Origin of the sequence: Campylobacter concisus (genome assembly GCF_003048575.1) — a bacterium.
In the GTDB taxonomy this organism is placed as follows: Bacteria; Campylobacterota; Campylobacteria; order Campylobacterales; family Campylobacteraceae; genus Campylobacter_A; species Campylobacter_A concisus_U.
The window spans coordinates 117,708-142,990 of record NZ_PIRZ01000001.1; the positions used below are offsets into that span (position 1 = coordinate 117,708).

The following is a 25,283-nucleotide window of genomic DNA, read 5'->3' on the forward strand; positions in this document are numbered from 1 at the left end:
GGTAAAACTAACTTACTAGGAGCACGAATTGAGCGATTTAAGAGATATCCCACAAGTTGATAAGATCATAAAAAACGAGGCATTTTCAGGATTTGATATAAATTTAGTCACATTGCTTGCGAGGCAAATTTTAAATGAAGTTAGAGCTAAAATTTTAAATGAAAATGCAAATTTTGCGTTGCAAGAAATAATAGATTTAATCCTAAACGAATATCATAAATTTAATGAATCAAGCCTTCAAAGAGTGCTAAATTTAACTGGTGTAACCATTCACACAAACCTTGCTAGAAGCGTCATCAATAAAGAAATTTTAAGCCGTGCAACTCCGGTAATCACAGGATATTCTAACCTTGAATACAACCTAAAAACAGGCAGCCGTGGCAACAGATATGACTACGTTGGCTCGCTAATAGCAAGGGCCTTTGGTTTTGAGGACGCTATCGTCGTAAATAATAACGCAAGTGCAGTATTTTTAGTGCTAAATACCTTTGCAAAAGGCAGAGAAGTCGTCGTTAGTAGAGGCGAACTAGTCGAGATCGGCGGTAGTTTTAGAGTGCCTGAGGTGATGGTAAATGCGGGCTGCTTTTTGAAAGAGGTTGGCACGACAAACAAAACTAAGCTAAAAGACTACGAAGAGGCAATTAGTGAAAATACGGCGATGCTTGTAAAGGTTCATCGCTCAAATTTTGACATTGTGGGTTTTAGCGAAGAGGTTACAGTAAATGAACTAAGCAAATTGGCATGTGGGCAAAATTTGATAGATTATTTTGATCTTGGCAGTGGATTTTACGGAAATTTGCCGTTTAACTTAGATAAAAATGAGCCAGATCTAAAAAATTTAAAAGATGTTTCGCTAGTTAGCTTTAGTGGCGATAAGCTGCTTGGTGCGGTGCAGTGTGGCATCATTGTTGGCAAAAAAGAGCTCATCGCAAAGCTTAGAAAAAATCAGCTTTTAAGAATGCTTCGCGTAGATAAAGTGATCATTTCGCTTTTGGCTGAGAGCATGAAAGCTTATTTAAATAAAGAATTTGAGCTAATCACAACACAAAAACTACTTCACAAAAGCGTAAAAGAGCTTGAAAACTTAGCAAATTTTATAAATAAGAATCTAAAAACATCGCTAGAAATCGTTCGCTCACAAACCTTTGTAGGAGGCGGTGCGATGCCAAATAAAAAAATTCCAAGCGTGGCTTTGGCGGTTAGTGGAGATGCAGTTTTAAATGAGCAGAAATTTAGGCAAAAAAAGGTGATCGGCCGCATAGAAAATGATAAATTTTTGCTTGATTTAAGAACGCTTTTAGATGAAGATGTAAATGAACTAATAAAAATAATAAATGAAACGGAAGAAAAATGAGTTTAATAATAGGAACAGCAGGGCATATCGACCATGGAAAAACCGCGCTTATAAAGGAGCTAAATGGCTTTGAGGGGGATAATCTTGAAGAGGAGAAAAAGCGTGGTATAACGATTGATCTAAGCTTTTCAAATTTAAGTAAAAATGATGAGAATATCGCATTTATCGACGTGCCAGGACATGAAAATCTCATAAAAACGATGATAAGTGGCGCGTATGGCTTTGATGCGTGTTTATTTGTGGTAGCGGCAAATGACGGCCTTATGCCTCAAAGCTTGGAGCACCTTGAAATTTTAAATCTCCTTGGCGTAAAATCCGTGATCGTGGCACTTACTAAGTGTGACCTCGTAGATGAAGCGACTATAAATTTAAGAAAAAAAGAGATAAGAGATGAAATTTCTAAATTTAAAAACCTGCAAATTTTAGAAATTTTTGCCGTTAGTATAAAGGATAAGGCAAGTATCGACGAGCTTAGAAACTACCTCTTTACGCTAAGAGCTAAAAAACGCGATGAAGAGGGCGTTTTTAGATACTACATTGATAGGGTTTTTAGCCTAAAAGGTATCGGAAATGTCGTAACTGGCACCGTTATAGAGGGAAGCGTTAGTAAAAATGAGAAGCTTTTTAACTATGACGCTGGCAAAGAGGTGCTAGTAAGAAGTGTGCAAAGCCATGATAAATTCGTAGATAGCGCAGGAGTTAGTAGCCGTGTGGCGCTAAATCTAACTGGCATTGAGCTTAATGAGCTAAAAAAGGGGCAGTTGCTTAGTAAAAAAGGCTATTTTAGGGGATTTAGAGAGGTTGATGCGGTCGTAACTGCTAAGAATCTCATCCACTCGCAAAGCGTAACCTTTTGCGTAGGAGCTAAAAATGTGCCTGCAAAGGTGCTAATCCTTAGCCAAAAAGATGATAGCTACTTTGTTACCTTTAAATTTCAAAGCGATATGTTTTTGAAATTTGACGAGGTATTTGTGCTTATCTCGGACGCACGCGTGATAGGAGGTGGCAGAGTGCTAAATCCTGTGCTTGAGCCACTAAAAAAGGCTGGTAAAATTCTCTTTTTGGCTGCACTTTTAAAGCATGATTTTGTTGGAGCCTTTTCTATCTTAAAAGAGGCTCACAAAAATGGTTTTGGCATCATCTCTTCTTATCAAAGATTTGGTCTAAATCACGAAGAGGCAGTAAATGTGGCTAAAAAAGTCTCAAATGTCTTTGTCGATGAAAAAGCTTTAAATATCTACGATCTAAGCGCGGTTGAGCGGATAAAGTCTGTGGTTAAATTTATGATAGAAAAAAATGAATTTGCCGTTTTCTCAGCTCAAAGTATAAGCCTAAAGCTTGCTTGGGCTAGTCAAAATTTAGCTCAAAAAGCACTTGATGAGCTTGAAAGTATAAACTTAATCTCTAAAAATGATGGCGTCTATACAAAAAAAGGCATTGATATAAGCAAACTAAAAGTAAGGCTTGAAGAGAAAATTTATGAAATTTTAGAAAGCGGAAAGCTAGCTCCAACGGCGCCTTATAATATATATGATGAGCTGGAAATAGATAGGCTAAGTGGCGATAATGCACTTAAAAAACTAACTGCAATGGGTAGAGTTGTAAGGCTGGAGCATAATCTTTTTATCACTAGAAATTCGCTAAAAATGGCACTTGATAAGCTAAGAGAGATCATCAAAAATCAAGGCTTTGTAAATGTCACAAATGCTAAGGATGCACTAAATTTAAGTAGAAAATATGTAATCGCTTATCTTGAGCAACTTGACCTTGAGAGTGACATAATGAAGCAAGGAAATGATAGAGTCTTTCGTGGTTAGTATTCATTTACAAAAAGCAAATATAATCCGCCAAATTTTTAAAAAGGAAAAAAATGAAAAAAGTGGTTTTGGCCTCAATATTAGCGGCAACTAGCCTAATGGCAGCAAGCGATAAGCAAATAGAAGATTTTTACTCAGAAGTTTTTAAAAATCAAAATATCGATGGTGTTAATGTAAAAGTCGTAGAACGCACTAAAATTTTAGATGATATAGAAAAAGTAAGCTTAAAATTTAGCAAAGGAGATATGTCTCAAGAAGATGTGACTTTTGTTAAGGGCGATCTTATGTTTCCTGATGTTGTAAATTTAAAGGAGAAAAAGTCTTATTTAGCTGAAGAAAAAAAGGTTATCGCAGAAAAAGCAGCACTTGATTTAGTAAAATCACTAGCTAAAATTTATAAAAATGAAGACAAGACAAATGTTGTAACTCTTGGCAATGATAGCAAAAAGCCAACTCTTATCATGTTTTCAGATCCTGAATGCCCATATTGCAGAGCCGAGCTAGCAAAGATAGAAACTACGCTAAAAGACAATAACGTTGAAATCATCCTAACTCCAGTGCATGAACTATCATCTTTACAAAAAAGTGCTTTGATCTATAAAGATATAAAAAATGCAAAAAGTGATAGCGATAAGGTTAAAATTTTAAGAAAGTATTTTTCTGAGGATTATAACGTGGATGAAAAAAATGTTAGCAAAGAAGAGAGCGACAAGATCGATACTTTACGTAAAAAATATTTCTCAGCTGGCGTTAGATCAGTACCATTTATCATAAACAAAAGTGATCTAAAATAATCTTTTCTAGGGATCTCTCCCTAGAATTTCTTCTTTTAATAAAAATTCTTAAATTTTAAAATACATTTAACTATATTTTTAATAAATACTTAATAAATATAACTAATATTATATATTTACTTTTATTATTTTATAAATATGCTAAATTTACATAGTTTAATTCTAGGCTCTAAAAGCCCTGAAATAGACTGTTTGCAATATTTTAGTATCTCTAAATATGCAAATTTTACATATTACGGAACCAAATTTCTCAAATTTTTAAGTTTGAGAGCTAAGGAGAAAAAATGCAAGGATCAAGAAGAGATTTTCTAAAAAAATCTCTAAAAGTCGGTGCTGCCGGCGGTGTACTAGCAGTCTCAGCCGTAGCAAAAGTGACTAGTGACGACTTAACTCCTGATGACAATGGTGTCGTCGTTGGCAAGTCAAACAAAAAAGAGGTGCTTTATAAAAAAAGCAAGAACTGGGAAACCTACTATAAAATCGCTTACTAAGGGAGAAAACCATGAGTGATGCACGTATAGGAAGACGTTCATTTTTAAAGCTAGCCGCACTTGGTGCTGGAAGCACAATGGCTTTTGGAGAAAATGAAACGATAAGAAAAGCAAGTGATGAGGAGATAAAAAATCCTTTCCCTGGCTCAAAAAAGGTTAGAACGATTTGTTCTATTTGCTCAGCAGGCTGTGGTATCGAGGCTGAGGTAAAAGATGGTGTTTGGGTTCGTCAAGATATGGCGATGCATCATCCGATATCTCAGGGCTCACACTGCTCAAAAGGTATCGATCAGATCGATCTTACACACAGTAAACAACGCATCAAATATCCTATGAAAAAAGTTGATGGTAAATGGCAAAGAATTTCATGGGATCAAGCTGTAAATGAGATCGGCGATAAGATGCTTCAGATCCGCAAAGAAGATGGCCCTGATAGTGTTGTTTTCTTAGGATCTGCGAAATTTAACAACGAGCAAGCATATTACTTTAGAAAATTTTGTGCATTTTGGGGCACAAACAGCAACGACCACGTAGCAAGAATTTGACATAGCGCAACAGTCGCCGGTGTGGCGAATACTTGGGGTTATGGCGCGATGACAAACCACTTTGGAGATATGGCTGCAAACTCAAAATGTATATTTATCATTGGAGCAAACCCAGCTGTGGCAAACCCAGTTGGTGGCATGAAGCACACTTTACAGGCAAAAGATAGAAACAATGCAAAAGTGATTGTAGCTGATCCAAATTTTACAAAGACAGCCGCACATGCTGATCTTTATTTGAGACAAAGATCAGGAACTGATATTGCACTTGTTTATGGTCTTATCCACATTATTCTTAAAAATGGCTGGGAAGATAAAGAATTTATAGAAAATAGAACTTACGGTATTGATGAGATAAGAAAAGAGGCTGAGTACTGGACACCAGAGGTTACATCTGATGTTACTGGAGTACCAGTTGATAAGCTACTAAAAGCTGCAGACATTCTAGCTCGCACAAAACCAGGTACTGTTGTTTGGGCACTTGGCATCACTCAACACTCAGTTGGTACATCAAATACAAGAATTTTACCTATCCTTCAACTAATTCTAGGAAATATGGGTAAAGCAGGTGGTGGCTGTAATATCATTCGTGGTCACGACAATGTTCAAGGCTCAACTGATATGTGCAACCTTTCAGATAGCTTGCCAATGTATTATGGCTTAACTGATGCAGCATGGAAATATTACTGCAAAGGCTGGGGCGTTGATTATGACGAATTTATTAAACGCTTTGCGGTCTCAACAAAAGAGCCAAAACAAGGCGGCACTCCTGTTAAAAACACAGTCTTTGAAGAGTATTATTACCACGATCCTAAACATCCAGAAGATAGAAACTGGAGAAACGAAAAAGGCTGGTCACTTTCAAAATGGTGGCAAGGCGTCTTGAAAGAGGAGAACACATTTAGTAGTGGCGCATTAAGAGTTCTTTGGGTTCAAGGAACTGGTCTAACGTCTATGGCACACTTAGCTAAAATTCAAGAAGCAGCTTCAAAACTAGATATGATCGTTGTGGCTGAGCCATTTGTAAATGAAATTTCTATCCTTTCAGATAGAAAAGATGGCGTTTATATCTTGCCAGTAGCGACTGCATTTGAAAATGAAGGTCACTTAAGTGCTACAAACCGCTCAGGACAATGGAGAACAAAAGTTGTTGATCCACTTTATGAGAGCAAGGGCGATCACGAAGTGATGTTCCTATTTGCTAAGAAATTTGGCTTTTACGATGAATACGTAAGAGGCATGAAAATGGGTATCGTAGATCGTGAAATAAAACAAGTAAAAGATGATTTTGTATGGCCTGATGATGCGACAAATGAGATAGCAAGAATTGGAAATTCTATAGGTTATGGTGGTAGAACAGCCGAGATGTTTAGACGCCATCAAGCAAACTGGGATAAATTTGATCCAGATACGTTAATAGGTATTGGCGGTGAAGTCAAAGGCGAGTACTACGGTAAACCATGGCCAGCATGGGATGAAAAACACCCTGGAACTCCAATACTATATGATATGAGCAAACCTTATGTTGAAGGTGGTTCAGGCTTTAGAAATCGCTTTGGACTCGAACATAATGGCGTTAGTCAGCTAGCTAGCGAAGAGACAACACTTGTTGGCTCAGCTATAAAAGGTGGCTATCCACAAATCACAAAAGAGAATATAGAAAAAGTCTTAGGTATAACTCTAACTGAAGAAGAGAAAGCTAAGATGGGACCAAGCTGGAGCATGGATTATAGTGGTATTATCTTTGAAAAATGCCGTGAAAAAGGTGTTGTACCTTATGGTAATGCAAGGGCAAGAGCTATCGTTTGGGAATTCCTCGATCCTATTCCAAAACATAGAGAGCCTATTCACTCACCACGCTGGGATCTTGTTCAAAAGTATCCGACATTTGATGATCAAGCTAGAAATTTCCGTGTTTCTACTAAGTTTAAGTCAGAGCAACAAGCAAAAGATTGGTCGAAAGAATTTCCAATCGTGTTTAGTACGCAACGTGTCGTAAACCTAAGTGGTGCTGGTATGATCGAAAGAACCAGTAAATATCTATCAGCTATTACGCCAGAGATGTTTGCTAATGTTAACCCAGAGCTAGCTTTAAAATACGGCATAAAAGACCGCGATATGATGTGGATCCACAGCCCACAAGGCACAAAGATCAAAGTAAGATGCTATCACAGCCAGATGGTAACTCCAGATAGAATTTGTATGCCATACAACTTCGCTGGTATTATGCAAGGCGTTGATCTTTCAGCTCGCTATCCAGAGGGCACTAAGCCTTATGTTATTGGTGAAAGTTATAACACTGTTACTAACTATGGATTTGATCCAGTTACTCAAATTTCAGAGTTTAACGCAGGTCTTTGCCGTATAGAAAAAGCTGAGGAAAATACATTTAAAACATCGTTTTTCCATGAATATGGCGAGAGAGACGCCATGGGTAAAGAGTAAGGAGAGATAAGATGGCAAGAATGAAATTTTTTGTAGATACTAACAGATGTATCAGCTGCTATGGTTGCCAAGTTGCTTGCTCTTCTGCTCATGAACTTCCAGTGGGAATTTATAGAAGAAAGGTCATTACACTTCACGATGGTATCGAAGGTAAAGAGGTTTCAACTACCATTGCATGCCAACACTGTACTGATGCACCTTGTGAGCAAGTTTGCCCGGTTGATTGTTTCTACATTAGAGCTGATGGCATCGTGCTTCACGATAAAAATATATGTATAGGCTGTGGTTACTGCTTATATGCTTGTCCGTTTGGTGCACCACAGTTCCCTAAAGATGGAGCATTTGGCGTAAAAGGCGTTATGGATAAATGTACAATGTGCGCAGGCGGTCCAGAGCCAACAAACTCACACGAGGAGAGAGAACTATACGGTCAAAATAGAATGGCCGAAGGAAAAGTGCCTATGTGCGCGGCTGTTTGTGCTACAAATGCACTTTTAGTTGGAGATGCGGCTGAAGTATCAAACGTATATCGCAAACGTGTTATGCTAAGAAATACCGGACTAAATGCCTAACAAGAAGGAGAGCATTTGCTCTCCTTTAAATTTTAAACTTAAAACCTTTTCATTTTTTATAAAGCTACTATTTTTTATTCAAAAGATAAATTTTAAATTTACATTAGAAAATTTCTAAAACTATTTAAAATTGGCTATTTGAAGACAAATTTCTCTTTATTATCTCAATTTGCTCTATTTTATGATAATCGTTTTTATTTTAATCAAAGTAAAGCCTTGGTAATATTCGGTTCAAAAAAATCTCACAGGTGGTTTATTTAATGAATAAATTCTTAAAATTTATGCTAATTATGTTGTTGCCTATTTGGCTTATAGCAAAAAATGAGGATTACGAGCAGGTCGCAGCTCAGATAAAAGAGTCGCTACAAAAAGTAATAACAGAGTATAGAGCGGGCAATATTGAACAAGCGGTCAGTGATACTCAAAATGCTTATTTTGGCTTATTTGAAGATGTTGAAGCTGGCATTAGAATAAATTTAGGTCAGAAAAAAGCTTACTCTATGGAGAAGCAATTTGGCGAGATCAGAAAGGCGATAAAAGCAGGCGAAGCACCAGATGATGTGCAAAAAAGAATAGATCAGATAAATAGCGAGATCGCTGAAGTTCTACCAGTTATTTTAAAAGGACATAGGCTAGTTGGTGAGTATTCAGACAGCCCAGCTCAAGCTGCTGCAACTGACTATGATACTTCTAAATTTATCCCTGAGTGGAAGGTAGCATTTACAAATTTATCAGCCGATCTAGATAAAGCAATAGCAAGCTATGAGAGTGATAAGCAAGATGATGCTAAAAATGCTATCCAAGATGCTAAATTTACAGACTACAGAAATACTCAACTTGAAATCGCTATTCGCCAGCATATAGAAAATGGTAAAAGCATAGATGCTGACATCCAAAGAAAGATGGGCGAAGCGATCAGCGGCATCACAAATGGTATAAGCAAAGATGACTTTAAAACCAAGCTAGATGAGATCAAAAAGCTGGCATATGAGGCAATCTCAAAACTTCCAGCTGATACTGCAAAACTTGCAAAAGTTGATATGAGCGATGTAGAAGCAGCTTCTGAAGAAGATAGTGGTGTAGATTATACCAAAGTCGTTCAAAACATAAACGACAAAATTCAAGCTGCTATCACACTTTATAAAAATGGTGATGTAAAAAAAGCCATGGGCGATATCCAAGACATCTACTTTGATGAGTTTGAAGGTAGCGGCATGGAGAATAAAGTAGGTGCAATAGATGTAAATTTAAAAACAGCTATTGAAGCTACATTTGGCAATCTTGTAGCCCTTATGAAATCAGGTGCAGATGAAAAAACTCTTCAAGAAAGTGCAAGCAAAATGTCATCTCAGCTAGCAGCCGCACTTGAGAAAACTAATGGTTCAAGCTCACCTTGGACGCTATTTATCTGGGCGCTAACTATCATCTTAAGAGAGGGCTTTGAAGCTCTTATCATCGTTGCAGCCGTTGTTGCATACCTTGTAAAAACCGGCAATGCAAAAGCTATGGGTAAGGTCGTATATAGCTCAGTTGGCGTGGCTGTCATCTTAAGCTTTGTCATGGCGTGGATCATGAACGTCATCTTTGGCGAGGCAGCAGGTCAAAAAAGAGAGCTTATGGAAGGCATCACGATGCTTGTTGCAGTGGGACTTCTATTTTATGTTGGTTTCTGGCTTCTTTCAAATGCTGGCGCTAAAAAATGGAACGACTACATCAAATCACATGTATCTGAGTCTATCTCAAGTGGCTCGAGCACAGCGCTTTGGTGGACTGTATTTTTAGCAGTATTTAGAGAGGGTGCTGAGACAGTTCTATTTTATCAGGCACTTATCTTTGACGCAAAAGACTCAGCTGGCTACTCGATGATCGCAGCTGGCTTTGTTGTAGGTCTTATAGTTCTTTTGATAGTCTATTTCTTATTTAAAATTTTCGCTGTTAAAATTCCTATTAAACCATTTTTTATATTTACATCAGCGATCATCTTTTACATGTCGATCGTCTTTGTTGGCAAGGGTGTTGGCGAACTAGTTGAAGGTAAAATTTTCATCCCAACTATCATAAATGGACTTAGCTTCCCTGACTGGATGAGAGACTGGCTAGGATTTCAGCCATATTATGAGAGTTTAGTGCCTCAAATCATTATGGTACTTGCCCTTGTTATTGGCATCGTTATTATGAAATCAAAACAAAATAAAAATTAATCTTATTTAAAGGAGAGAATATGAATAAAATTCTTAGTTCAGCCCTAGCACTTAGCCTAGCAGCTGGTTTTGCACTTGCTGGAGAGCATCCAATCGGTGAGCCTGTAGAGGCTAATGGCATGGAGATAGCTGCAGTTTATTTGCAACCAATCGACATGGAACCAAAGGGTATTGACCTAGCTCCAAGCCTAGCTGATTTTCACCTAGAAGCTGACATACACGCTATTGCTGGTAATAAAAACGGCTTTGGCGAAGGTGAGTGGATCCCATACCTAAAGATTAACTACGAGCTAAAAAACCTTGATAACGGCAAAGTTAAAAAAGGTACCTTTATGCCAATGGTTGCAAGCGATGGCCCACACTATGGTGCTAACGTAAAAATGGATACAGGCGTAGGCAACTATGAGCTTAAATTCCACATTGATAATCCAGAAAAACAAGGTTTTGGTCGTCACGCTGACAAAGAGAGCGGTGTTGGTAAATGGTTTGAGCCTTTCACAACAACTTATAAATTTCAATGGACAGGTGGTCCTGTTAAATAATCACCAGGGGCGTTCTCGCCCCTTTTAAAAAATTCTCACAGGGTTTAGTTATGTCAATTTATTTCTATCAGGTCTTTTTAGCCCTCCTTGGATTTACGCTTTTTGCTGCCTTAAATAACAATGGCAAAAGTTTAAAAACGATCTTCCTACCATCATTTCTTGGTGTTGTTGCTGGTGTGCTTATCTTTAAAGCTGCTCGTCACGCGCTTGTTGATGATCAGTTTAAAATTTTCATCGATTCAGTGACGCTAGTTTTTCTACTAATTAGCATTTTATGGATATTTCTTGAGCTTAAGATAGCAAAAATTGTAACGTTTTTTATTTTAGGCATCGGCTTTGGCTTTGGCTATAGTTCAAGCAGTGTGTTATTCCCGCTATTTGGTGGTGAGCTACTAGATACGCTTTCGGTCATTAGCTTCTTTCTAATGATATTTGCAATGATTTTGCTCGTATTTTTATTCTTTTTTATTTCGAATTTAAAATCTAGCATTTCTCCATTAATAGCTAAAATTTTAGCTATTATCACTTTAGTTTTCTTGCTAATTGATAGAAGTTCTCAGACAGCACTTGAGCTTTTGCGTGCTGGAGCTTTAAAAATAAGTAGTGAGTTAAACTCTCAGATTCTATCTGTTAGTGCAAAAGGTATTTATGTATCAGAATTTGGTACTTATTTTTATATCTTTGTGATCTTACTTTTGTGCATCACCGCACTTTTCTTTATGCCAAAAAGTATTGATAAAAATAAATTTGGTTCTATCAAATACCGCTTTACAAAAGCCATTAGGGAAAATATTTTTGATAATTCAAAATTTGCATTTTGTAGTATTTTGATAGCACTTGGATTTTCTCTCTATTATGATCTTTACGCATCTCGTCCACCTGAAATTTCAGAGCCAGTCTTGGTTGAGCCAGTGGGAGATAAATTTATATTTGATGTTGATATGTTAAAAGATAATGAACTTCACAGATTTGCTTATATTACAGATGAGGGTAAGCAGATAAGATTTTTCTTGTTAAACCGCTTTAGCGACCGCGTCTCGCCTGTTATCGTCTTTGACTCTTGTATGATTTGTGGCGATATGGGTTATATAAAAAGAGGAAATGACCTTATTTGTATCTCTTGTAATGTTAGAATTTTCTTGCCATCAGTTGGCAAAGAAGGTGGTTGCAATCCGATACCAATGCCATTTATCTTCGATGGCAAAAATATCATAGTTGATTATAAAACTATTACAGATGGAGCAAATTTCTTTAGTAAGGTTGTCGAAAAAATGGTGCTTGACCCAGTTAGTCGCAAAAAAGTGAGCAACCTTGATTCAAGATCATATTTATACTACGGACGCACATATTTCTTTGAAAATAACGAAACTCAGGCGAAATTTGAAGCAAATCCAGAAAAATATGTAGAAATAAATGGAACGTTAAAATGAAAAATATGCAACTAAGAATGATAAAAAGCTCGATCACGGGCTCAAAGGTGCAAAAGACGATGGCATTTATCACCATACTACTAGCTGCTCTTTTGATAGCTTGCATGCTAAATATCACGCTAAAAATCGGTGATCAAGTAGCAACTGAGCTTAGAGGATATGGCTCAAATATCGTTGTTTTGCCACGAGGTGAGAGCCTAAGCATCGAGATCGAGGGTAAAAATTTCACCCCACTAAAATCACAAAATTTACTTCCAGAGGCTGATATCTATAAGATAAAAGAGATCTTTTGGAGAAACAATATCGTTGCTTTTGCGCCGTTTTTAGAGGCAAAAGTTAAAGATGAAAAAGGAATTGAATTTGCCTTTGAAGGAACCTATTTTGATAAAAATATCGGTCTAAAAGATGAGCCAGAATTTAGCACAGGCGTTAAGAGCTTGTATGGATTTTGGGGCGTTGAGGGTGTTTGGCCAAAAGATGAAAGTATGGATGAAATTTTAGTTGGCGAAGAACTTTCTAAGGCTAAAAATTTAAAGGTTGGCGACAAGCTTAGTCTTGTGGGCAAAAATGGTACAAGAGAGGTTAAAATAGTTGGAATTTTAAAAGGAGCTAGTGACGAGACACATAAGCTAGTTGGCTCACTAAAGCTTGCTGGAGATCTTTCTGGGCATGCAAACTCATACACAAAGGCTGAAGTATCAGCTATGACAATCCCAGAAAATGACCTATCGTTAAAGGCAAGAAGAAATTTAGACAACCTTGATAGTGCAGAGTACGACAAATGGTATTGCTCGGCTTACGCAGGCTCGATCGCATTTCAGATAGAAGAAAATTTACCAAACGTTAGCGCAAAAGCTAGCCTTCAAGTAAGTGATGCTGAGAGTAACATAGTAAAGAAAATCCAAAGCCTAATGGGTATCGTTAGCATCATCGCTCTTGTGGTTTCAGCCATTGGCATAACATCGCTAATGACAAGTGAAATTTACCGCCGTAAAAAAGAGATCGGCCTTTTAAAAGCCATAGGCGCAAGTAACTTTGAAATTTACGCCCTTTTTGCTAGCGAGAGCCTTGTGGTTGCCTTTTTTGCAGGTATCACTGGAGCATTTTTAGGATACGCGCTAAGCTACGTGATGTCTTACATTATCTTCTCACACGGCATAGGCATAGCTTGGATCGTGCTACCAATTAGCGTGGCATTTGCCCTACTTATCTCAGTCGTTGGCTCGCTAATGCCAATGAGAAATGTCATAAATTTACTACCTGCGGAGGTGCTATATGACCGCAAATAGCAAATTCTTTTACAATACAATTTATAAAAGTTTAAAAAACGGCTCATCAAGAGTAATGGTCATCGTAATCTCTATCTTACTTGGAGCATGCGTGTGTGCTGCGTTTGTCAATGTCTATCTTGACATAGACTCAAAGGTCTCACGTGAGCTAAAAACTTATGGCGCAAATATGATCTTTGCTCCAAAAGATATGGCTACAAGCGATGATATGAGTGAAAAAACTTATAATGAAATGATCGCTAAAGTGCCAAAAGATAAGCTTCTTGGTGAGAGCGGTTATCTCTTTGCTCAGGCAAATATCGGTCCAACAAATGCTATCGTCATGGGAACAAAATTTAGCAATCTAAAAAAAGTTAAACCATTTTTAGATGTTAGAGATGGAACGATGATAAATGTCGATTTTGACGATAAAAATGTGCTAATAGGCGTTGATCTTGCTCGTCAGGCTGGCTTTAAAGCAGGCGATGATATAGAAATTCGCGCCATTGGCTCAAATGAGAGCATAAATGTAAAGATAAAAGGTGTAGTCGCAAGTGGCGACAAAGAGGATGCGCTTTTGATCACATCACTATCTTTGGCTCAAAAAATTTCAAATAAAGCTGGCAAAATAAACTATGCTGAAACTGTTGTGCTTGGTAACTTTGACGAGATAACATCGCTTGCAAAGACTATAAGCAATGATGAAATAGCTGCAAAACCAGTGGCAAAGGTCTCAAAGTCTGAGGGCTATATTTTGGAGAAAATAAAGCTATTAATGGCACTTGTTAGCCTTGTTATTTTGCTCATTACTTCAATGTGCGTAAACACAACGCTTAGTGCTATCTTGCTCTCTCGCTCAAAGGAGATCGCACTTCTAAGAGCCATAGGTGCAAGCAAAAAGGATGTATTAAAGCTATTTGGCTTTGAGACATTTGTGACAGCGCTCATCTCAGCATTAGTTGGTGCATTTTTAGGATATTTACTAGCTCAAATTTTAGGTTATGCGATATTTGATTCTAGTATTGATTTTAGAATTTTAAGCATCCCAGTAGCTGTGATAATATCGCTTTTATTTGCAGCGATCGCAGCATTTTATCCGATCAAACGGGCACTTAATAATAAAATGGCAGATACATTAAGAGGAGAATGATATGCAAAATGCACTAGAATTAAAAAATATTTGTAAAATTTTTGGCGATGTTAAAGCACTTGATGATATAAATTTTGAGGTTAAAAAAGGTGAGTGGGTCAGTGTAATGGGGCCAAGTGGTAGTGGTAAGAGTACGCTTGTAAATATCCTTTCTCTAATGGATACTCCAAGTAGTGGTACTTATATGCTTGGTGGCGATGATGCGAGCAATCTAAATGCTGACGATACACTTAAATTTAGACGTGAAAAGATCGGTCTTATTTTTCAGCAGTTTCACTTAGTGCCATATCTTAGCGCTCTTGAAAATGTGATGATCGCTCAGTACTATCACAGCTCAGTTGATGAAGAGGACGCTAAAAAGGCACTTGAGGCAGTTGGTCTTTCTCACAGGCTAACGCACAGACCAAGTCAGCTAAGTGGTGGCGAGCAACAACGCCTTTGTATCGCACGCTCGCTCATAAACGATCCTGAAATTTTAATAGCAGATGAGCCAACTGGTAACCTTGATGAAGCAAATGAAAGAGTTATACTTGATCTATTTTGCAAGCTAAGAAAAGATGGCAAGACGATACTTCTAGTAACTCACAACCCTGATCTTGGCGAGTATGGTGATAAGATCGTCTATCTAAGACATGGCAAGCTAGAGAAAATTCGCACTATTGAAAATCCAAAGGTACCAAATGAGATATAAAATTTTATTTTTATGTCTAGTCTCAGCCCTAGTTATGGGCTGCGTCAAGCAGTACGAAAAGCATCATATCACGCTAAATGACTCAAGCGGCATTGATACGCAGTTTTTTCCAACGGAAAAGAGGCTAAAGATAGGCGATAAGCCATATATGCTATTTTTCTTTGGTACGGACTGCGGAGTGTGCAAGGCCGCTATACCTGATCTAAATACACTTGAAAAAGAGTATGGTAAAGAGGTTCAATTCATTGGTGTTTTAGGACCTAGTAAAGGCTTTGATAAAGATATTGAGCTTTTAAAAGAGCACAACATTACCTTTAAAACTACGAGCGATAAGGTTTCAGTTGATTACTTTAGCAAGGCAGTTGGTGGCGTCATGGGCGTGCCAGTTATCTATTTTTTTGATAAAGATGGTAAGATGCGATCAAAATTTATCGGTCTTACACCAAAAAGTGTACTTGAAAGTGCTATAAGATCGCTCTTGTAGGAGTGAATATGAAAAATTTCTTTTTATTTGTCTTAGTGGTATTTTTTGTTGGATGTGCTAGTAGCACTCCAAACATCTCGGTCAAAACGAGCGACCCGATCTTTTTTACGCTTAATGAAGCAAACAAAAGCGTCTATGTAAATTTTAAAAATAGTGCGACCGGGCAAGATGTAAATGCTGAAATTTTAAGCGAATTTGCAAAGGCTGGCTTTAGAAACGAGCCAAATATCAAAAATGCCGACTTCATCATCCTTGGCGATGTGCAAAGCTTTTCTAGGATAATAAAAAGAGATCCTAGATTTTCAATGGGCATGGGATATGACTTTGGTAGACCAAGCTTTGGTTTTGGCTACTCGATGTTTTTCCCATTTGGCTATTACGATGATGATGACTTTAGCACGAATAGCTATACTTATCATATGCAAGTAAGCGTGCTAGTGCGTCCAAAAAATGGTGGCGAAAAGGCGACAAATATCTCACTTATGCAAGCTGGCAATGTCTATTCGCCAAGCTACATCTGGCCGTTTTTTAAAGAACGTCTAGCAAAACAGATCGTTAGCTTTTTTTATAATGTCTCGCAAAAATAGGAGAAATTAGTAAATTTAAAAGGATTTAAATGCTAGTTGATGGAAGCTATGAAATTTCATCTTGTGATGATATTGAACTTGGTATAAAAAGAAGCTCTCCTCTCTCCTTTTATTCCTGTTATGACGATGCCAAGGATGCAAAAGCCATTTTGGTGATTATCCCTGGGCTTGGAGAAGACTCTGACCTTGGATATAGAGCCAATCTTATTCGGTCTATGGCAGAGACTTATGAGATGTTGCATGCATTAGTGTGGATTATCACTGCATAGGCAACCGCCCACAGCTTGGAGCGAAATTTGGACTTGATGATATAGATCGCGAAATCTTAACAAGAGAACTATCAAGCATAGGTATAAATTTACCAATTGATCTAAAAAGTATCGACTGCCACGAGAAGGTTGATTTGCTACTTAAATTTCTCAGCAAAGAGATTACTATTCGAAAAGAGAGAGGTATTTTGCCGGCTGATTTTAGACTAAATGCTAGCATTACGATGGTGCCAACAAAAAATGAATATCAAAATTTTGGCGTTATGCAAGCAATGGATGTGCTAAATGCTGTGCTTTATACAAAAAAATATATAAATAATGCCAAATTTGAACATCTGCCAGTGATAATGGTAGGCAGCTCACATGGTGGATATCTGGCACATATGTGTGCTAAGATCGCTCCATGGCTAGTTGATGCCGTGATAGATAATAGCTCTTATGCCATATTTTTATGGCGTCTTATCGGCTTTGGTAAAGAGATAAATTTTACTAACTATTTTTGTTTTGGCACTGACACTTTGTATCAAAATTTATATATTTATTTTTTTAATAAGACCTACTGGACACTTAATGAAAAATCACCATACTATTTTATTGACGCAAGAGAAGAGATAAGAAATATCCTAAATTTATATCATTTAAATGTTCAAAGCGGCTATAAAAAGCCAATTTACGTGAGCTATCACTGTATTTTCGATAAAGAAATAGCTCCAGCAAAGGATAAAATCGAGCTTTACGAGGCTCTTAAGAAGCTTAAATTTAACGCAACACTACATATGATAAAAGATGAGAGTGAGGTTGATGGCAAATTTATAAAGTCTCTAACGCATGGAATGGGGATGTCTTATAAACTACTTTTACAAAAAGAGCTTCCCAGTATGATGGAGAAAATTTTATCTCAAAAAAACAAGAAGAGCAGCAAGAGTATTGAGTATAAATGCGGCGATACGATCTATAAATTTAGTGAAGTCTTAGATCAAATAAATCTTGAAATTTTAGATATTGCTTAGTATTTAACTAGGCCCATAAAGACCTAGTTTTTATCAGTCATTATCTATCTCAAAGTCGTAAAATTCGCTTTCATACTCAACATTTCCTATTTTGCTGTATTGTATAAGAGCTGCTTTTATATTATCTATCTGCTGATACATTAGGCCAAGAGCTATTCTATTTTCGATAGCACTAGCATCATTTAGTTTTGTTAGCTCTAAAAGCGCGATTGCGTTTGATACTTTTCCAGCTCCTGTCGCAGCCACAGATGCTAAAAATAATGTGCTAGCGTCATTTACTTTAAACTCATCGATTGCTTGATTATAAAGTTTATAGCTTTCTTCAAAATCGTTTGTAAAGATATCGACATAGGCTAGAGTTTGGATTAAATTTATATTCTTTGGAGCATTTTTTAGCTCGGCTCTTAACTTATCACGCTCTCTTGTAAGTAGGCCCGAAATTTGAAGTAGCTTGATGTATTGCTTTTTGATGATGTCAGCACCGTGATAGAAAGCGTTTGAATCAAGCTGCTTACCATTAAAGTGAATTTGTATCGCTTTTGCATACTCTTTGACATTTTGCTCTTTGTTTTTCGAGATAAAATTTAAGATATTTGCAATAATATCATTTGGCAAAATTTTTAGTAGTTCATCAGCTTTCTTTGCCATTAGCTCGTCATTGTTTGTTACTTTTGCGATGATGATATCAAAGGCTAAATTTAGCATTGTCTGCTCTTTTGGCTCTTCAAGCCATCTTATCATCGCACTTTGGTTGCCGCTAATCAGGCTTAGAAGCGAGGCATATAAATTTACAGGCTTTAAACTCTTGTCATTTTCTAAATTTTCGCCGATCTCTTCAATGAGTTTTGGGTTTAAATTTCTATTTATATCTAGACAAATCGCCCCAAAAATACCTGCAAGATGGTTATTTACATCTTGGTGATAGCTTGCTATGAAGTGCTTTGCTGCAAGGCTAAAATTTCCAAGCTGAGCGTAGCTTAGAGCAAGGTTGTATTGTAAGATAGAGTGATTTGGATAAGTACTAGCTAGCTCTTCAAACTCTTTATTTGCTTCTTTTAAGCGGTAGCTTAGTGCTTTTGCAATAGCTTCACTAAGTTTTGCATTTACTTTTGAAGCAGCTGCACTTTGGCTAAGATAGTCATTTGCTGCTGAAGTGTCGTCTAAAAAGACGTTAACGCCGCCTTTTCTTATCTGCTCGATACTCTGTTTTGCGTCAAAGACCTTGTAAGGTGCGAAGTAAAAAAGCGTCTCATAGCGTCTTGTTCTATCAAAAAACATATCATCACTAAAGTGTGCCTGAGCTAGGCTGACATCAAAAAGATCAGGCTTTAGTATCGTTTTTATCTTGTAAATTTTACTTGGCAAAGAAGTATTGTAGTCGTAAACATCTTTGATAAATGCAGCCGCGTCGCCGTAGTCAGAAGTTTTTAGATCAATTAGCGCCTCAGTCATCTTGATAAGATCGATATTTGGCGTATTTTTGGAAGCTTTTGTTAAATAATCCCTTGCCTTGTCGTATTTGCCAAGTCTTGCATAGAGCTGTGCTAGCGTGAAGTCGGCCTTAAACGCCTTTTGGCTCTCAAGCTTAGCTATTGCTCTTTCATCATCTCCAAGGAGTGATAAAATTTTTGCACTTAAATAGGCATACTCATTTTTATAATCTGCAGTATTTGGATGAGAAAGTGCTTGAAGCGCCTCGTAATAGTTGCCTTTATAGTAGTTTATAAGCGCGTAGTAATAGCTATAAAGTGGCGAGTTGTTTTCATACTGCAAAAATGAATCAGCAAGTCCTATATAGTATTTAAAATTTTTGGTGTTATTTAGCTCAAGCGAGCAAACGGCAGCATTTATCGCACTAACCGCTGTGTTTTCTCTATCGGTTATAGCTTTGTTAAAAGATACGATCGCCTCATCACATCTTTCTTGTTTCATCTGCGAAACACCGAGGTTGTAGTTTGAGAGAGACTGGTTATAAACAGCTATGTTTTCATAAATTTTTAACGCTTCAAATTTATTTCCACGCTCGTAGAGCTGATTGGCTTTATTTATCATTTCATCGATCTTTGAAGCGCCGAAATTTTGCGTTTGGTAGTTGTTTTCTATATTTTTTACGATACTTGCAGCATCTATGTTCTCTTTTTTGTCTTTCTTTAGCAAGATAACTAGCAAAACCACTATCAAGATAATAAGCACTAGAGCGACCACGCCTGCTATTATAAAGAGCTTTTTATTGCTTTTTTTTACAGGGATTGGCTCTGGGATGCTTTCATCTTGTAGTATACCCTCATTTGCGATACTCTCAAGCGAGACGATCTCTTCAGGCGCTTCGGTTTTTGCCTCTTCAGGCGCTTCTTGCTCTGCTTGCTCGCCAGGTGGTTTTAAAACTACAACCTCTTCTTCAGCCACTACATATACCTTTTAAGAACTTCTGGAATTTCAATAGTGCCATCTGCTTTTTGGTAGTTTTCCATGATGGCAATAAGGGTCCTGCCCACAGCTAGACTTGAGCCATTTAGTGTATTTACAAGCATATTTTTCTTGCCATCTTTAAAGCGAATTTTTGCACGCCTTGCTTGAAAATCACGAGTGTTGGAAATAGAGCTAATCTCTCTATATTTACCTTGACCAGGTAGCCAAACCTCAAGGTCTATCGTCTTTGCCGCGCTAAAGCCAAGATCGCCACTGCAAAGAAGCATATGGCGGTGAGGAAGTCCAAGGCTAGTTAGTAGATCGCTTGCGCACGATACCATCTCATTTAGCACGTCTTCGCTTTGATCAGGTCTTGTGATACTTACTAGCTCGACCTTTTCAAACTGGTGCTGGCGGATCATACCTCTTGTGTCACGTCCTGCTGAGCCTGCCTCTTGGCGGAAGCATGCTGAGTAGCAAGTCATCTTTATAGGAAGCTGCTCAGCTTCAATGATCGTGTCATTGTATAAATTTGTCACAGGTACTTCGCTAGTTGGGATGAGGTAGAGGTCTTCGTCGCGTACTTTGTAAAGGTCCTCTTCAAATTTAGGCAGCTGGCCAGTACCAAAAAGTGTATTTGAGCTTACTAGATAAGGGATATTTACAAGCTCGAAGCCACGCGCGCTGTTAAAGTCGATCATGTAATTAACAAGTGCTCTACTTAGCCTTGCTCCCATGCCACGAAGCACGGTAAAGCGAGATCCTGAGAGCTTTGCGCCCCTTTCAAAGTCAAGCCAACCAAGGCTCTCACCTAGTTCCCAGTGCTCTTTTGGCGTAAAGCTAAATTTAGTTGGCTCAAGCACCGTTTTGATGCAGACATTATCGTCTTCGTCCTTACCAAATGGCACGTCATCATCGGTGATATTTGGCACATTAAATGAAATTTGCTCAAGCTTTTCTTCATATTGTTTAACGATCTCATCAGCATCAGCAAGGGCAGCTTTGTTTAAATTTAGCTCATTTTTAAGCTCGCTTACATCTTCGCCAGCTCTTGCCTTTATGCCAAGCTCTTTGCTCTTTGCGTTTTGGATCGCTTGGAAATTTTCAAGTGCTTTACGTTTTTGTTTTAGCTCGTTAAAAGTTTGTAAAAGCTCGTCAAGTAGCCCAGCTTTTACATTTTTTCCCTCAAGTTTTTTTACAAATTCATCGTAATTTGTCTCGAGTAGTTTTAAATTTATCATCCTATATCCTTAAACCATAAACATAACTTTTGCAAAAAGTACGATAAAAACTGCCGCTGTTAGCGCAAATGGGTGAATGTTGCCAAGCGGGCTAGGGCGTTTAAATATAAATTTGCAGCTCAAATTTGTTATAACCGCAGCTACGATTAGCATCGCTAAGAAAAATTTGATCATAAAAATGATTTGTAAATTTGTCTCAAAGTAGCCTCCAGCTTTTGATCCGACCCAGCTACTCATCATCATGCCTCCAGTTAATACTAAAAGTAAGATGCAAAGTGGCATTATCTTAATAGCAACTGAACCGATAGCTTGTTTTGCCTTTTGAGCAAGCTCAGGTGGCATTTTTTTACAAGCTGCCTTAAAAATGATTACATCAAAAAAGAGGTAACCAACAAAAATGATTGCACAAAAAAGATGAATTATTTGTGCGTATGGATATAAATTTTGCATATTTTTCCTTTATTAATAAATTCCGACTGCTTCACGAACTTTTTTTATTGTTGTTTGAGCAACATTACTTGCCTTTTTGGCTCCTATTTCTAAAATTTCAGACACTTCGCCAGGATTATTTTGATAATGCTCAAATTTCTCTCTCGCATCTTTAAAATAGTCCCAAATAAGCTCATTTAGATAAGCTTTAAAGTGCCCATGACCCTCGCCACCACGCTCATATCTAGCTTGAAGCTCTTTTTGCCCACTCTCGTCTAAGAAAAGTTTGGCGATATTATAGACGTTGCAGTTTTGCCACTGTTTTGGCTCTTCAAGCGGTGTGCCGTCTGTCACGATGCTAGAAATTTGCTTTTTAAGCGTTTTAGCATCGGCAAAAATGTCGATTGTATTGCCATAGCTTTTGCTCATCTTTTCGCCGTTTGTACCAGGCACGGTGGCGACATTTTCATCAATCTTCGCCTCAGGCAATGTAAAAATTTCTCCATGTTCGTTGTTAAATTTAATAGCTATATCACGTGCGATCTCTACGTGCTGGATCTGATCTTTGCCTACAGGTACAACCTGCGCATTATAAAGCAAAATGTCAGCTGCCATCAAAACTGGATAGCTAAAGAGTCCGTGGTGCGAGCTAAGGCCTTTTGCGACTTTGTCTTTGTAACTATGTGCGCGCTCAAGAAGCCCCATAGGCGTGTGCTGGCTTAGCACCCAGTAAAGCTCAAGCACGTCTTTAACGTCACTTTGCACCCAAAATATACTTTTATTTGGATCAATTCCAAGTGCCAAAAACGCACACGCAGCCTCAAAAGTGTTTTGCTTTAGGGCTTTGGCCTCGCTAAGGCTCGTCATCGCATGGTAGTTTGCTATAAACATAAACATCTCATTTTGCTCTTGCATATCAACCATCTGCTTTATCGAGGCAAAGTAGTTGCCAAGGTGTAGTTTGCCGGAGGGTTGGAGGCCGGTTAATACTCTCATCTTATCCTTTCAAATTTTGGCTTTTTCTCGTGAGCGCTTTTGATAGAGATTTGAAATTTTAAGCTTTCGGCAGACTATGTGTCTAGCCTCGGCTTAAAATTTCTACACAACTATCAAAATCATCTCACGATACTTCGCTAAAAATACTTTTTAAATTTTAACGTTACATTAGAGTTTTTGTATCTAATCTAATCTTAAAATTTAACTGGCAGATTATGCGTCTAGCCTTTGCTTAAAAACAAAATTTTGCCTCGCCTAAACAAAAAATCTTTGCCAAAACGTTTAAATTTTAACATCACGTTAGACTTTTTAGTCCAGCTTAATCTTAAAATTTTTTATCACACAACTCTCGTCGTTTTAGCATTGCGAATAAAGTGAAGCAAAAAATTATCTTACGATACTTCGCCAAAATTTCTAACTACAAAACGTTAAATTTAGCTCAAACATTTCAAATTTTAACACCACGCCAGATGGCCATCTAGCCTGATCTTGAAATTTATCATTGCAAGCAGCACTCATGCCACTTTACAACTAAATTTTTAAAAGCATCCTTATCTCCTTTACGATTTGCTTTGGAGTTTTACCCTCGACTTCGACGATGTAATCAGCCTTTTTCTCATAAAGCTCCTCTCGCTCCAGATGTAACGCCTCAGCTTTTTTTAGATCGCTTAAAAGCGGGCGTTTGGCGAGCTTTTTCTCGCTATTTTTACTATTTTTTAGTCTTTGTATGATCGCTTCAAAACTTGCTTTTAGGTAGATCACGGTGCCAATTTTCTTTAAATTTTTAACCCTCGCAAAGCCTCCACCTGTTGAGATAATCGCATTTTTAACATTTGTGGCTAGAAATTTAGCCAGATCCTTTTCAAGCTGCCTAAAATGCTCCTCTCCGTACTCTTCAAAGATAGCTTTTATCTTCATATTCTGTGAGCTTTCCAGTAAGTCGTCGCAGTCAAGATTCATCGTCTTTAGCGCCTTGCTTAGCGCCCTTGCAGTCGTCCCCTTGCCAACGCCCATAAATCCTATCAAAACGATATTATTGTTCTTTGTTTTCATCGCTCTCTCCACGTTTTTTAGGGATTAGCACGATAGGTACGCCAGTTAGGTTAAAACTCTCTCTAAGTTTGTTTGTTAAATAGCGTTTGTAGCTAAAGTGCAGGCACTTTGGGCGGTTCATTATAAGCGCTATCATGATAGGTGCGGTCTTAAACTGCACTGCGTAGTAAATTTTCACAACTCTGCCTTTATCTCGTGGCAGTGGATGCGCCTTGGTCGCTTCACCAATCACTTCGTTTAGCTTTGAAGTTTGGATTTTTTGGGTGTAGTTTTTGTAAATTTCAATGATGAGTGGATAAATTTTATGCACTCTTTTGCCGCCCAAAGCCGAAATGCTGATGATCGGCGCATATGATAGAAATTTAAACCTATCTTTTATCTCTTTGCAAAGCTCGTCAAATTCTTCGCTGCTTTTGTCCCATTTGTTTAGCACGATGATGACGCCAAGCTCAAATTTTGATGCGATACCAGCGATACGCTCATCAAGCTCGGTTAGCGGTTCAGAGCTATCAAGCACGAGTAGTGCCACGTCTGTCTCTTCTAAAATTTTCTCAGTTCTATTTAGTGCGTATCTCTCGATGCCCTCGATCTTGCCACGTTTTCTAATGCCAGCAGTATCGACAAACTCAAAAACCCTACCGTCATGCTCATAAATTTCATTGACTGGGTCGATCGTAGTGCCTGCCACGTCGCTTACGACAGCACGGCTCTCTTTTACAAGGGCGTTTAGAAGTGAGCTTTTGCCAACATTTACGCGGCCTATGATGCCAACTCTGATGTTTTTACTCTCATAGTTTACCTCGTCGCTAAGCTCACCCTCGTCATTGTAGTTTTCTAAAAAATCATCAAAATCTTCGCTTGTGTCGGCCTTTATCTGCACCTTATCTTCAATGTGCTTTGCCAGCCACATGCTAAGCTCATCAACGCCAGTGTTGTGGCTTACGGAAATTCCAAAGGTGTTTTTCGCACCAAAGCTTATAAATTCCCACTCTCTTTGCTCATCTTTTTTGCTGTCAATTTTATTGATGACTAGTGCGATTGGTAAATTTAGCTTGCTAAGCTCGTAAAAAATGGTTCTATCCTCGTCATCTGGCATCATTTTGCCATCGACCATGTATAAAATGACGTCTGAATTTCTAGCCTCTGCCAAGGTCTTTGCTTTTACATTTTTAAAAAGCTCGCTACTATCATCAAGGCCACCGCTGTCGATTAATATGCACTCTTTACCCTCAACCTCTATCTTAGCTTTGTTCGTATCTCTTGTCGTGCCGCTAACGTCGCTAGTTATGGCGATGCGTCTTCTTGCTAGGCGGTTAAAAAGTGAGCTTTTACCGACATTTGGCTTGCCTACTAATATTACTTTTTGCAAATTTTGTCCTTTTTATGATGGCTGATTATACAAATTTTTGACTTATATAAAGTATAAAAATTTGCTTAAAAGTGCCAAAATAAAAGAAAAAATCAACCAAAATTTAAGCCACTTTTCATTAAAATGGCTACTTTAATTT

General features: G+C 37.9%; 20 protein-coding genes and 2 pseudogenes. 16 read left to right on the forward strand and 6 right to left on the reverse strand.

Annotated elements, in window-relative coordinates; genetic code table 11:
- Positions 1 to 28: 28 nt before the first annotated feature.
- The 16 genes and pseudogenes from selA to CVS84_RS00680 all read left to right on the forward strand — a co-directional run bounded on the left by selA (position 29) and on the right by CVS84_RS00680 (position 17,647).
- Positions 29 to 1,354 carry an L-seryl-tRNA(Sec) selenium transferase gene (selA, locus tag CVS84_RS00605; RefSeq protein ID WP_107690752.1) on the forward strand — a complete coding sequence of 442 codons (1,326 nt, stop codon included), beginning with the start codon at positions 29 to 31 and terminating at the stop codon, positions 1,352 to 1,354.
- Positions 1,351 to 3,171 (forward strand): selenocysteine-specific translation elongation factor, encoded by a 1,821-nt coding sequence (gene selB, locus CVS84_RS00610; protein WP_107690753.1) that lies wholly within the window; start codon positions 1,351 to 1,353, stop codon positions 3,169 to 3,171. Before selA ends, selB begins: the two co-directional genes overlap by 4 nt.
- 53 nt (positions 3,172 to 3,224) lie before the next feature.
- Positions 3,225 to 3,965 (forward strand): thioredoxin domain-containing protein, encoded by a 741-nt coding sequence (locus CVS84_RS00615; protein ID WP_107690754.1) that lies wholly within the window; start codon positions 3,225 to 3,227, stop codon positions 3,963 to 3,965.
- A gap of 284 nt (positions 3,966 to 4,249) precedes the next feature.
- On the forward strand, positions 4,250 to 4,456 hold the full coding sequence (locus CVS84_RS00620) for a twin-arginine translocation signal domain-containing protein (RefSeq protein WP_107690755.1): 207 nt from the start codon (positions 4,250 to 4,252) through the stop codon (positions 4,454 to 4,456).
- Positions 4,457 to 4,533: 77 nt separating this feature from the next.
- A pseudogene (locus tag CVS84_RS09755) lies at positions 4,534 to 4,728 on the forward strand (hypothetical protein); the annotation flags it as partial.
- Between the two features lie 60 nt (positions 4,729 to 4,788).
- Entirely contained in the window at positions 4,789 to 7,443 is a 2,655-nt protein-coding gene (locus tag CVS84_RS00630; protein WP_234411885.1) for a formate dehydrogenase subunit alpha, read from the forward strand.
- An 11-nt stretch (positions 7,444 to 7,454) separates the two neighbouring features.
- Positions 7,455 to 8,015, forward strand: a complete 561-nt coding sequence (fdh3B, locus tag CVS84_RS00635) for a formate dehydrogenase FDH3 subunit beta (protein ID WP_087579576.1) — start codon at positions 7,455 to 7,457, stop codon at positions 8,013 to 8,015.
- A gap of 260 nt (positions 8,016 to 8,275) precedes the next feature.
- A complete protein-coding gene (locus CVS84_RS00640) occupies positions 8,276 to 10,216 on the forward strand; it encodes an FTR1 family iron permease (protein WP_107690757.1) in 1,941 nt (646 codons plus the stop codon).
- A 20-nt stretch (positions 10,217 to 10,236) separates the two neighbouring features.
- Positions 10,237 to 10,758 (forward strand): iron transporter, encoded by a 522-nt coding sequence (locus tag CVS84_RS00645; protein ID WP_084041674.1) that lies wholly within the window; start codon positions 10,237 to 10,239, stop codon positions 10,756 to 10,758.
- A gap of 50 nt (positions 10,759 to 10,808) precedes the next feature.
- Positions 10,809 to 12,188: a Fe-S-containing protein gene (locus tag CVS84_RS00650; RefSeq protein ID WP_107690758.1), complete on the forward strand. Its 1,380-nt coding sequence runs from the start codon at positions 10,809 to 10,811 to the stop codon at positions 12,186 to 12,188.
- Complete coding sequence (locus CVS84_RS00655; RefSeq protein WP_107690759.1) at positions 12,185 to 13,477, forward strand: ABC transporter permease; 1,293 nt, start codon at positions 12,185 to 12,187, stop codon at positions 13,475 to 13,477. The genes CVS84_RS00650 and CVS84_RS00655 overlap by 4 nt, the downstream gene beginning before the upstream one ends.
- On the forward strand, positions 13,464 to 14,606 hold the full coding sequence (locus tag CVS84_RS00660) for an ABC transporter permease (protein ID WP_107690760.1): 1,143 nt from the start codon (positions 13,464 to 13,466) through the stop codon (positions 14,604 to 14,606). Before CVS84_RS00655 ends, CVS84_RS00660 begins: the two co-directional genes overlap by 14 nt.
- 1 nt (position 14,607) lies before the next feature.
- A complete protein-coding gene (locus tag CVS84_RS00665; RefSeq protein ID WP_054196145.1) occupies positions 14,608 to 15,297 on the forward strand; it encodes an ABC transporter ATP-binding protein in 690 nt (229 codons plus the stop codon).
- The gene (locus CVS84_RS00670; RefSeq protein WP_021090806.1) at positions 15,287 to 15,781 is read left to right on the forward strand and encodes a TlpA family protein disulfide reductase; all 495 of its coding nucleotides are present in this window, start codon (positions 15,287 to 15,289) and stop codon (positions 15,779 to 15,781) included. The genes CVS84_RS00665 and CVS84_RS00670 overlap by 11 nt, the downstream gene beginning before the upstream one ends.
- 8 nt (positions 15,782 to 15,789) lie before the next feature.
- Positions 15,790 to 16,368, forward strand: a complete 579-nt coding sequence (locus tag CVS84_RS00675) for a hypothetical protein (protein WP_107690761.1) — start codon at positions 15,790 to 15,792, stop codon at positions 16,366 to 16,368.
- A 29-nt stretch (positions 16,369 to 16,397) separates the two neighbouring features.
- Positions 16,398 to 17,647: pseudogene (locus CVS84_RS00680) on the forward strand (DUF2920 family protein).
- Between the two features lie 33 nt (positions 17,648 to 17,680).
- Here the strand turns inward: CVS84_RS00680 and CVS84_RS00685 are convergent.
- The 6 genes from CVS84_RS00685 to der all read right to left on the reverse strand — a co-directional run bounded on the left by CVS84_RS00685 (position 17,681) and on the right by der (position 25,144).
- A complete protein-coding gene (locus CVS84_RS00685) occupies positions 17,681 to 20,053 on the reverse strand; it encodes a tetratricopeptide repeat protein (protein WP_107690762.1) in 2,373 nt (790 codons plus the stop codon).
- Entirely contained in the window at positions 20,053 to 21,297 is a 1,245-nt protein-coding gene (gene serS, locus CVS84_RS00690) for a serine--tRNA ligase (protein ID WP_107690763.1), read from the reverse strand. Before serS ends, CVS84_RS00685 begins: the two co-directional genes overlap by 1 nt.
- Positions 21,298 to 21,306: 9 nt before the next feature.
- Positions 21,307 to 21,747 carry a copper resistance protein CopD gene (locus CVS84_RS00695; protein WP_107690764.1) on the reverse strand — a complete coding sequence of 147 codons (441 nt, stop codon included), beginning with the start codon at positions 21,745 to 21,747 and terminating at the stop codon, positions 21,307 to 21,309.
- 12 nt (positions 21,748 to 21,759) lie between these two features.
- The gene (trpS, locus tag CVS84_RS00700; protein WP_107690765.1) at positions 21,760 to 22,722 is read right to left on the reverse strand and encodes a tryptophan--tRNA ligase; all 963 of its coding nucleotides are present in this window, start codon (positions 22,720 to 22,722) and stop codon (positions 21,760 to 21,762) included.
- A 531-nt stretch (positions 22,723 to 23,253) separates the two neighbouring features.
- On the reverse strand, positions 23,254 to 23,775 hold the full coding sequence (locus CVS84_RS00705) for a shikimate kinase (protein ID WP_107690766.1): 522 nt from the start codon (positions 23,773 to 23,775) through the stop codon (positions 23,254 to 23,256).
- Positions 23,756 to 25,144, reverse strand: coding sequence for a ribosome biogenesis GTPase Der (gene der / locus CVS84_RS00710; RefSeq protein ID WP_107690767.1), 1,389 nt, complete (start codon positions 25,142 to 25,144; stop codon positions 23,756 to 23,758). The genes CVS84_RS00705 and der overlap by 20 nt, the downstream gene beginning before the upstream one ends.
- Between the last annotated feature and the right edge of the window lie 139 nt (positions 25,145 to 25,283).

What these genes read in the sequence shown, in the direction of transcription:
- CVS84_RS00655 (WP_107690759.1), top strand. Translation starts at nt 12,185, where the DNA reads ATGAAAAATATGCAACTAAGAATGATAAAAAGCTCGATCACGGGCTCA.
- CVS84_RS00670 (WP_021090806.1), top strand. Translation starts at nt 15,287, where the DNA reads ATGAGATATAAAATTTTATTTTTATGTCTAGTCTCAGCCCTAGTTATG.
- CVS84_RS00695 (WP_107690764.1), bottom strand. Translation starts at nt 21,747, where the DNA reads ATGCAAAATTTATATCCATACGCACAAATAATTCATCTTTTTTGTGCA.
- fdh3B (WP_087579576.1), top strand. Translation starts at nt 7,455, where the DNA reads ATGGCAAGAATGAAATTTTTTGTAGATACTAACAGATGTATCAGCTGC.
- CVS84_RS00675 (WP_107690761.1), top strand. Translation starts at nt 15,790, where the DNA reads ATGAAAAATTTCTTTTTATTTGTCTTAGTGGTATTTTTTGTTGGATGT.
- CVS84_RS00645 (WP_084041674.1), top strand. Translation starts at nt 10,237, where the DNA reads ATGAATAAAATTCTTAGTTCAGCCCTAGCACTTAGCCTAGCAGCTGGT.
- selB (WP_107690753.1), top strand. Translation starts at nt 1,351, where the DNA reads ATGAGTTTAATAATAGGAACAGCAGGGCATATCGACCATGGAAAAACC.
- CVS84_RS00620 (WP_107690755.1), top strand. Translation starts at nt 4,250, where the DNA reads ATGCAAGGATCAAGAAGAGATTTTCTAAAAAAATCTCTAAAAGTCGGT.
- CVS84_RS00665 (WP_054196145.1), top strand. Translation starts at nt 14,608, where the DNA reads ATGCAAAATGCACTAGAATTAAAAAATATTTGTAAAATTTTTGGCGAT.
- serS (WP_107690763.1), bottom strand. Translation starts at nt 21,297, where the DNA reads ATGATAAATTTAAAACTACTCGAGACAAATTACGATGAATTTGTAAAA.
- CVS84_RS00615 (WP_107690754.1), top strand. Translation starts at nt 3,225, where the DNA reads ATGAAAAAAGTGGTTTTGGCCTCAATATTAGCGGCAACTAGCCTAATG.
- CVS84_RS00660 (WP_107690760.1), top strand. Translation starts at nt 13,464, where the DNA reads ATGACCGCAAATAGCAAATTCTTTTACAATACAATTTATAAAAGTTTA.
- CVS84_RS00705 (WP_107690766.1), bottom strand. Translation starts at nt 23,775, where the DNA reads ATGAAAACAAAGAACAATAATATCGTTTTGATAGGATTTATGGGCGTT.
- CVS84_RS00650 (WP_107690758.1), top strand. Translation starts at nt 10,809, where the DNA reads ATGTCAATTTATTTCTATCAGGTCTTTTTAGCCCTCCTTGGATTTACG.
- trpS (WP_107690765.1), bottom strand. Translation starts at nt 22,722, where the DNA reads ATGAGAGTATTAACCGGCCTCCAACCCTCCGGCAAACTACACCTTGGC.
- CVS84_RS00640 (WP_107690757.1), top strand. Translation starts at nt 8,276, where the DNA reads ATGAATAAATTCTTAAAATTTATGCTAATTATGTTGTTGCCTATTTGG.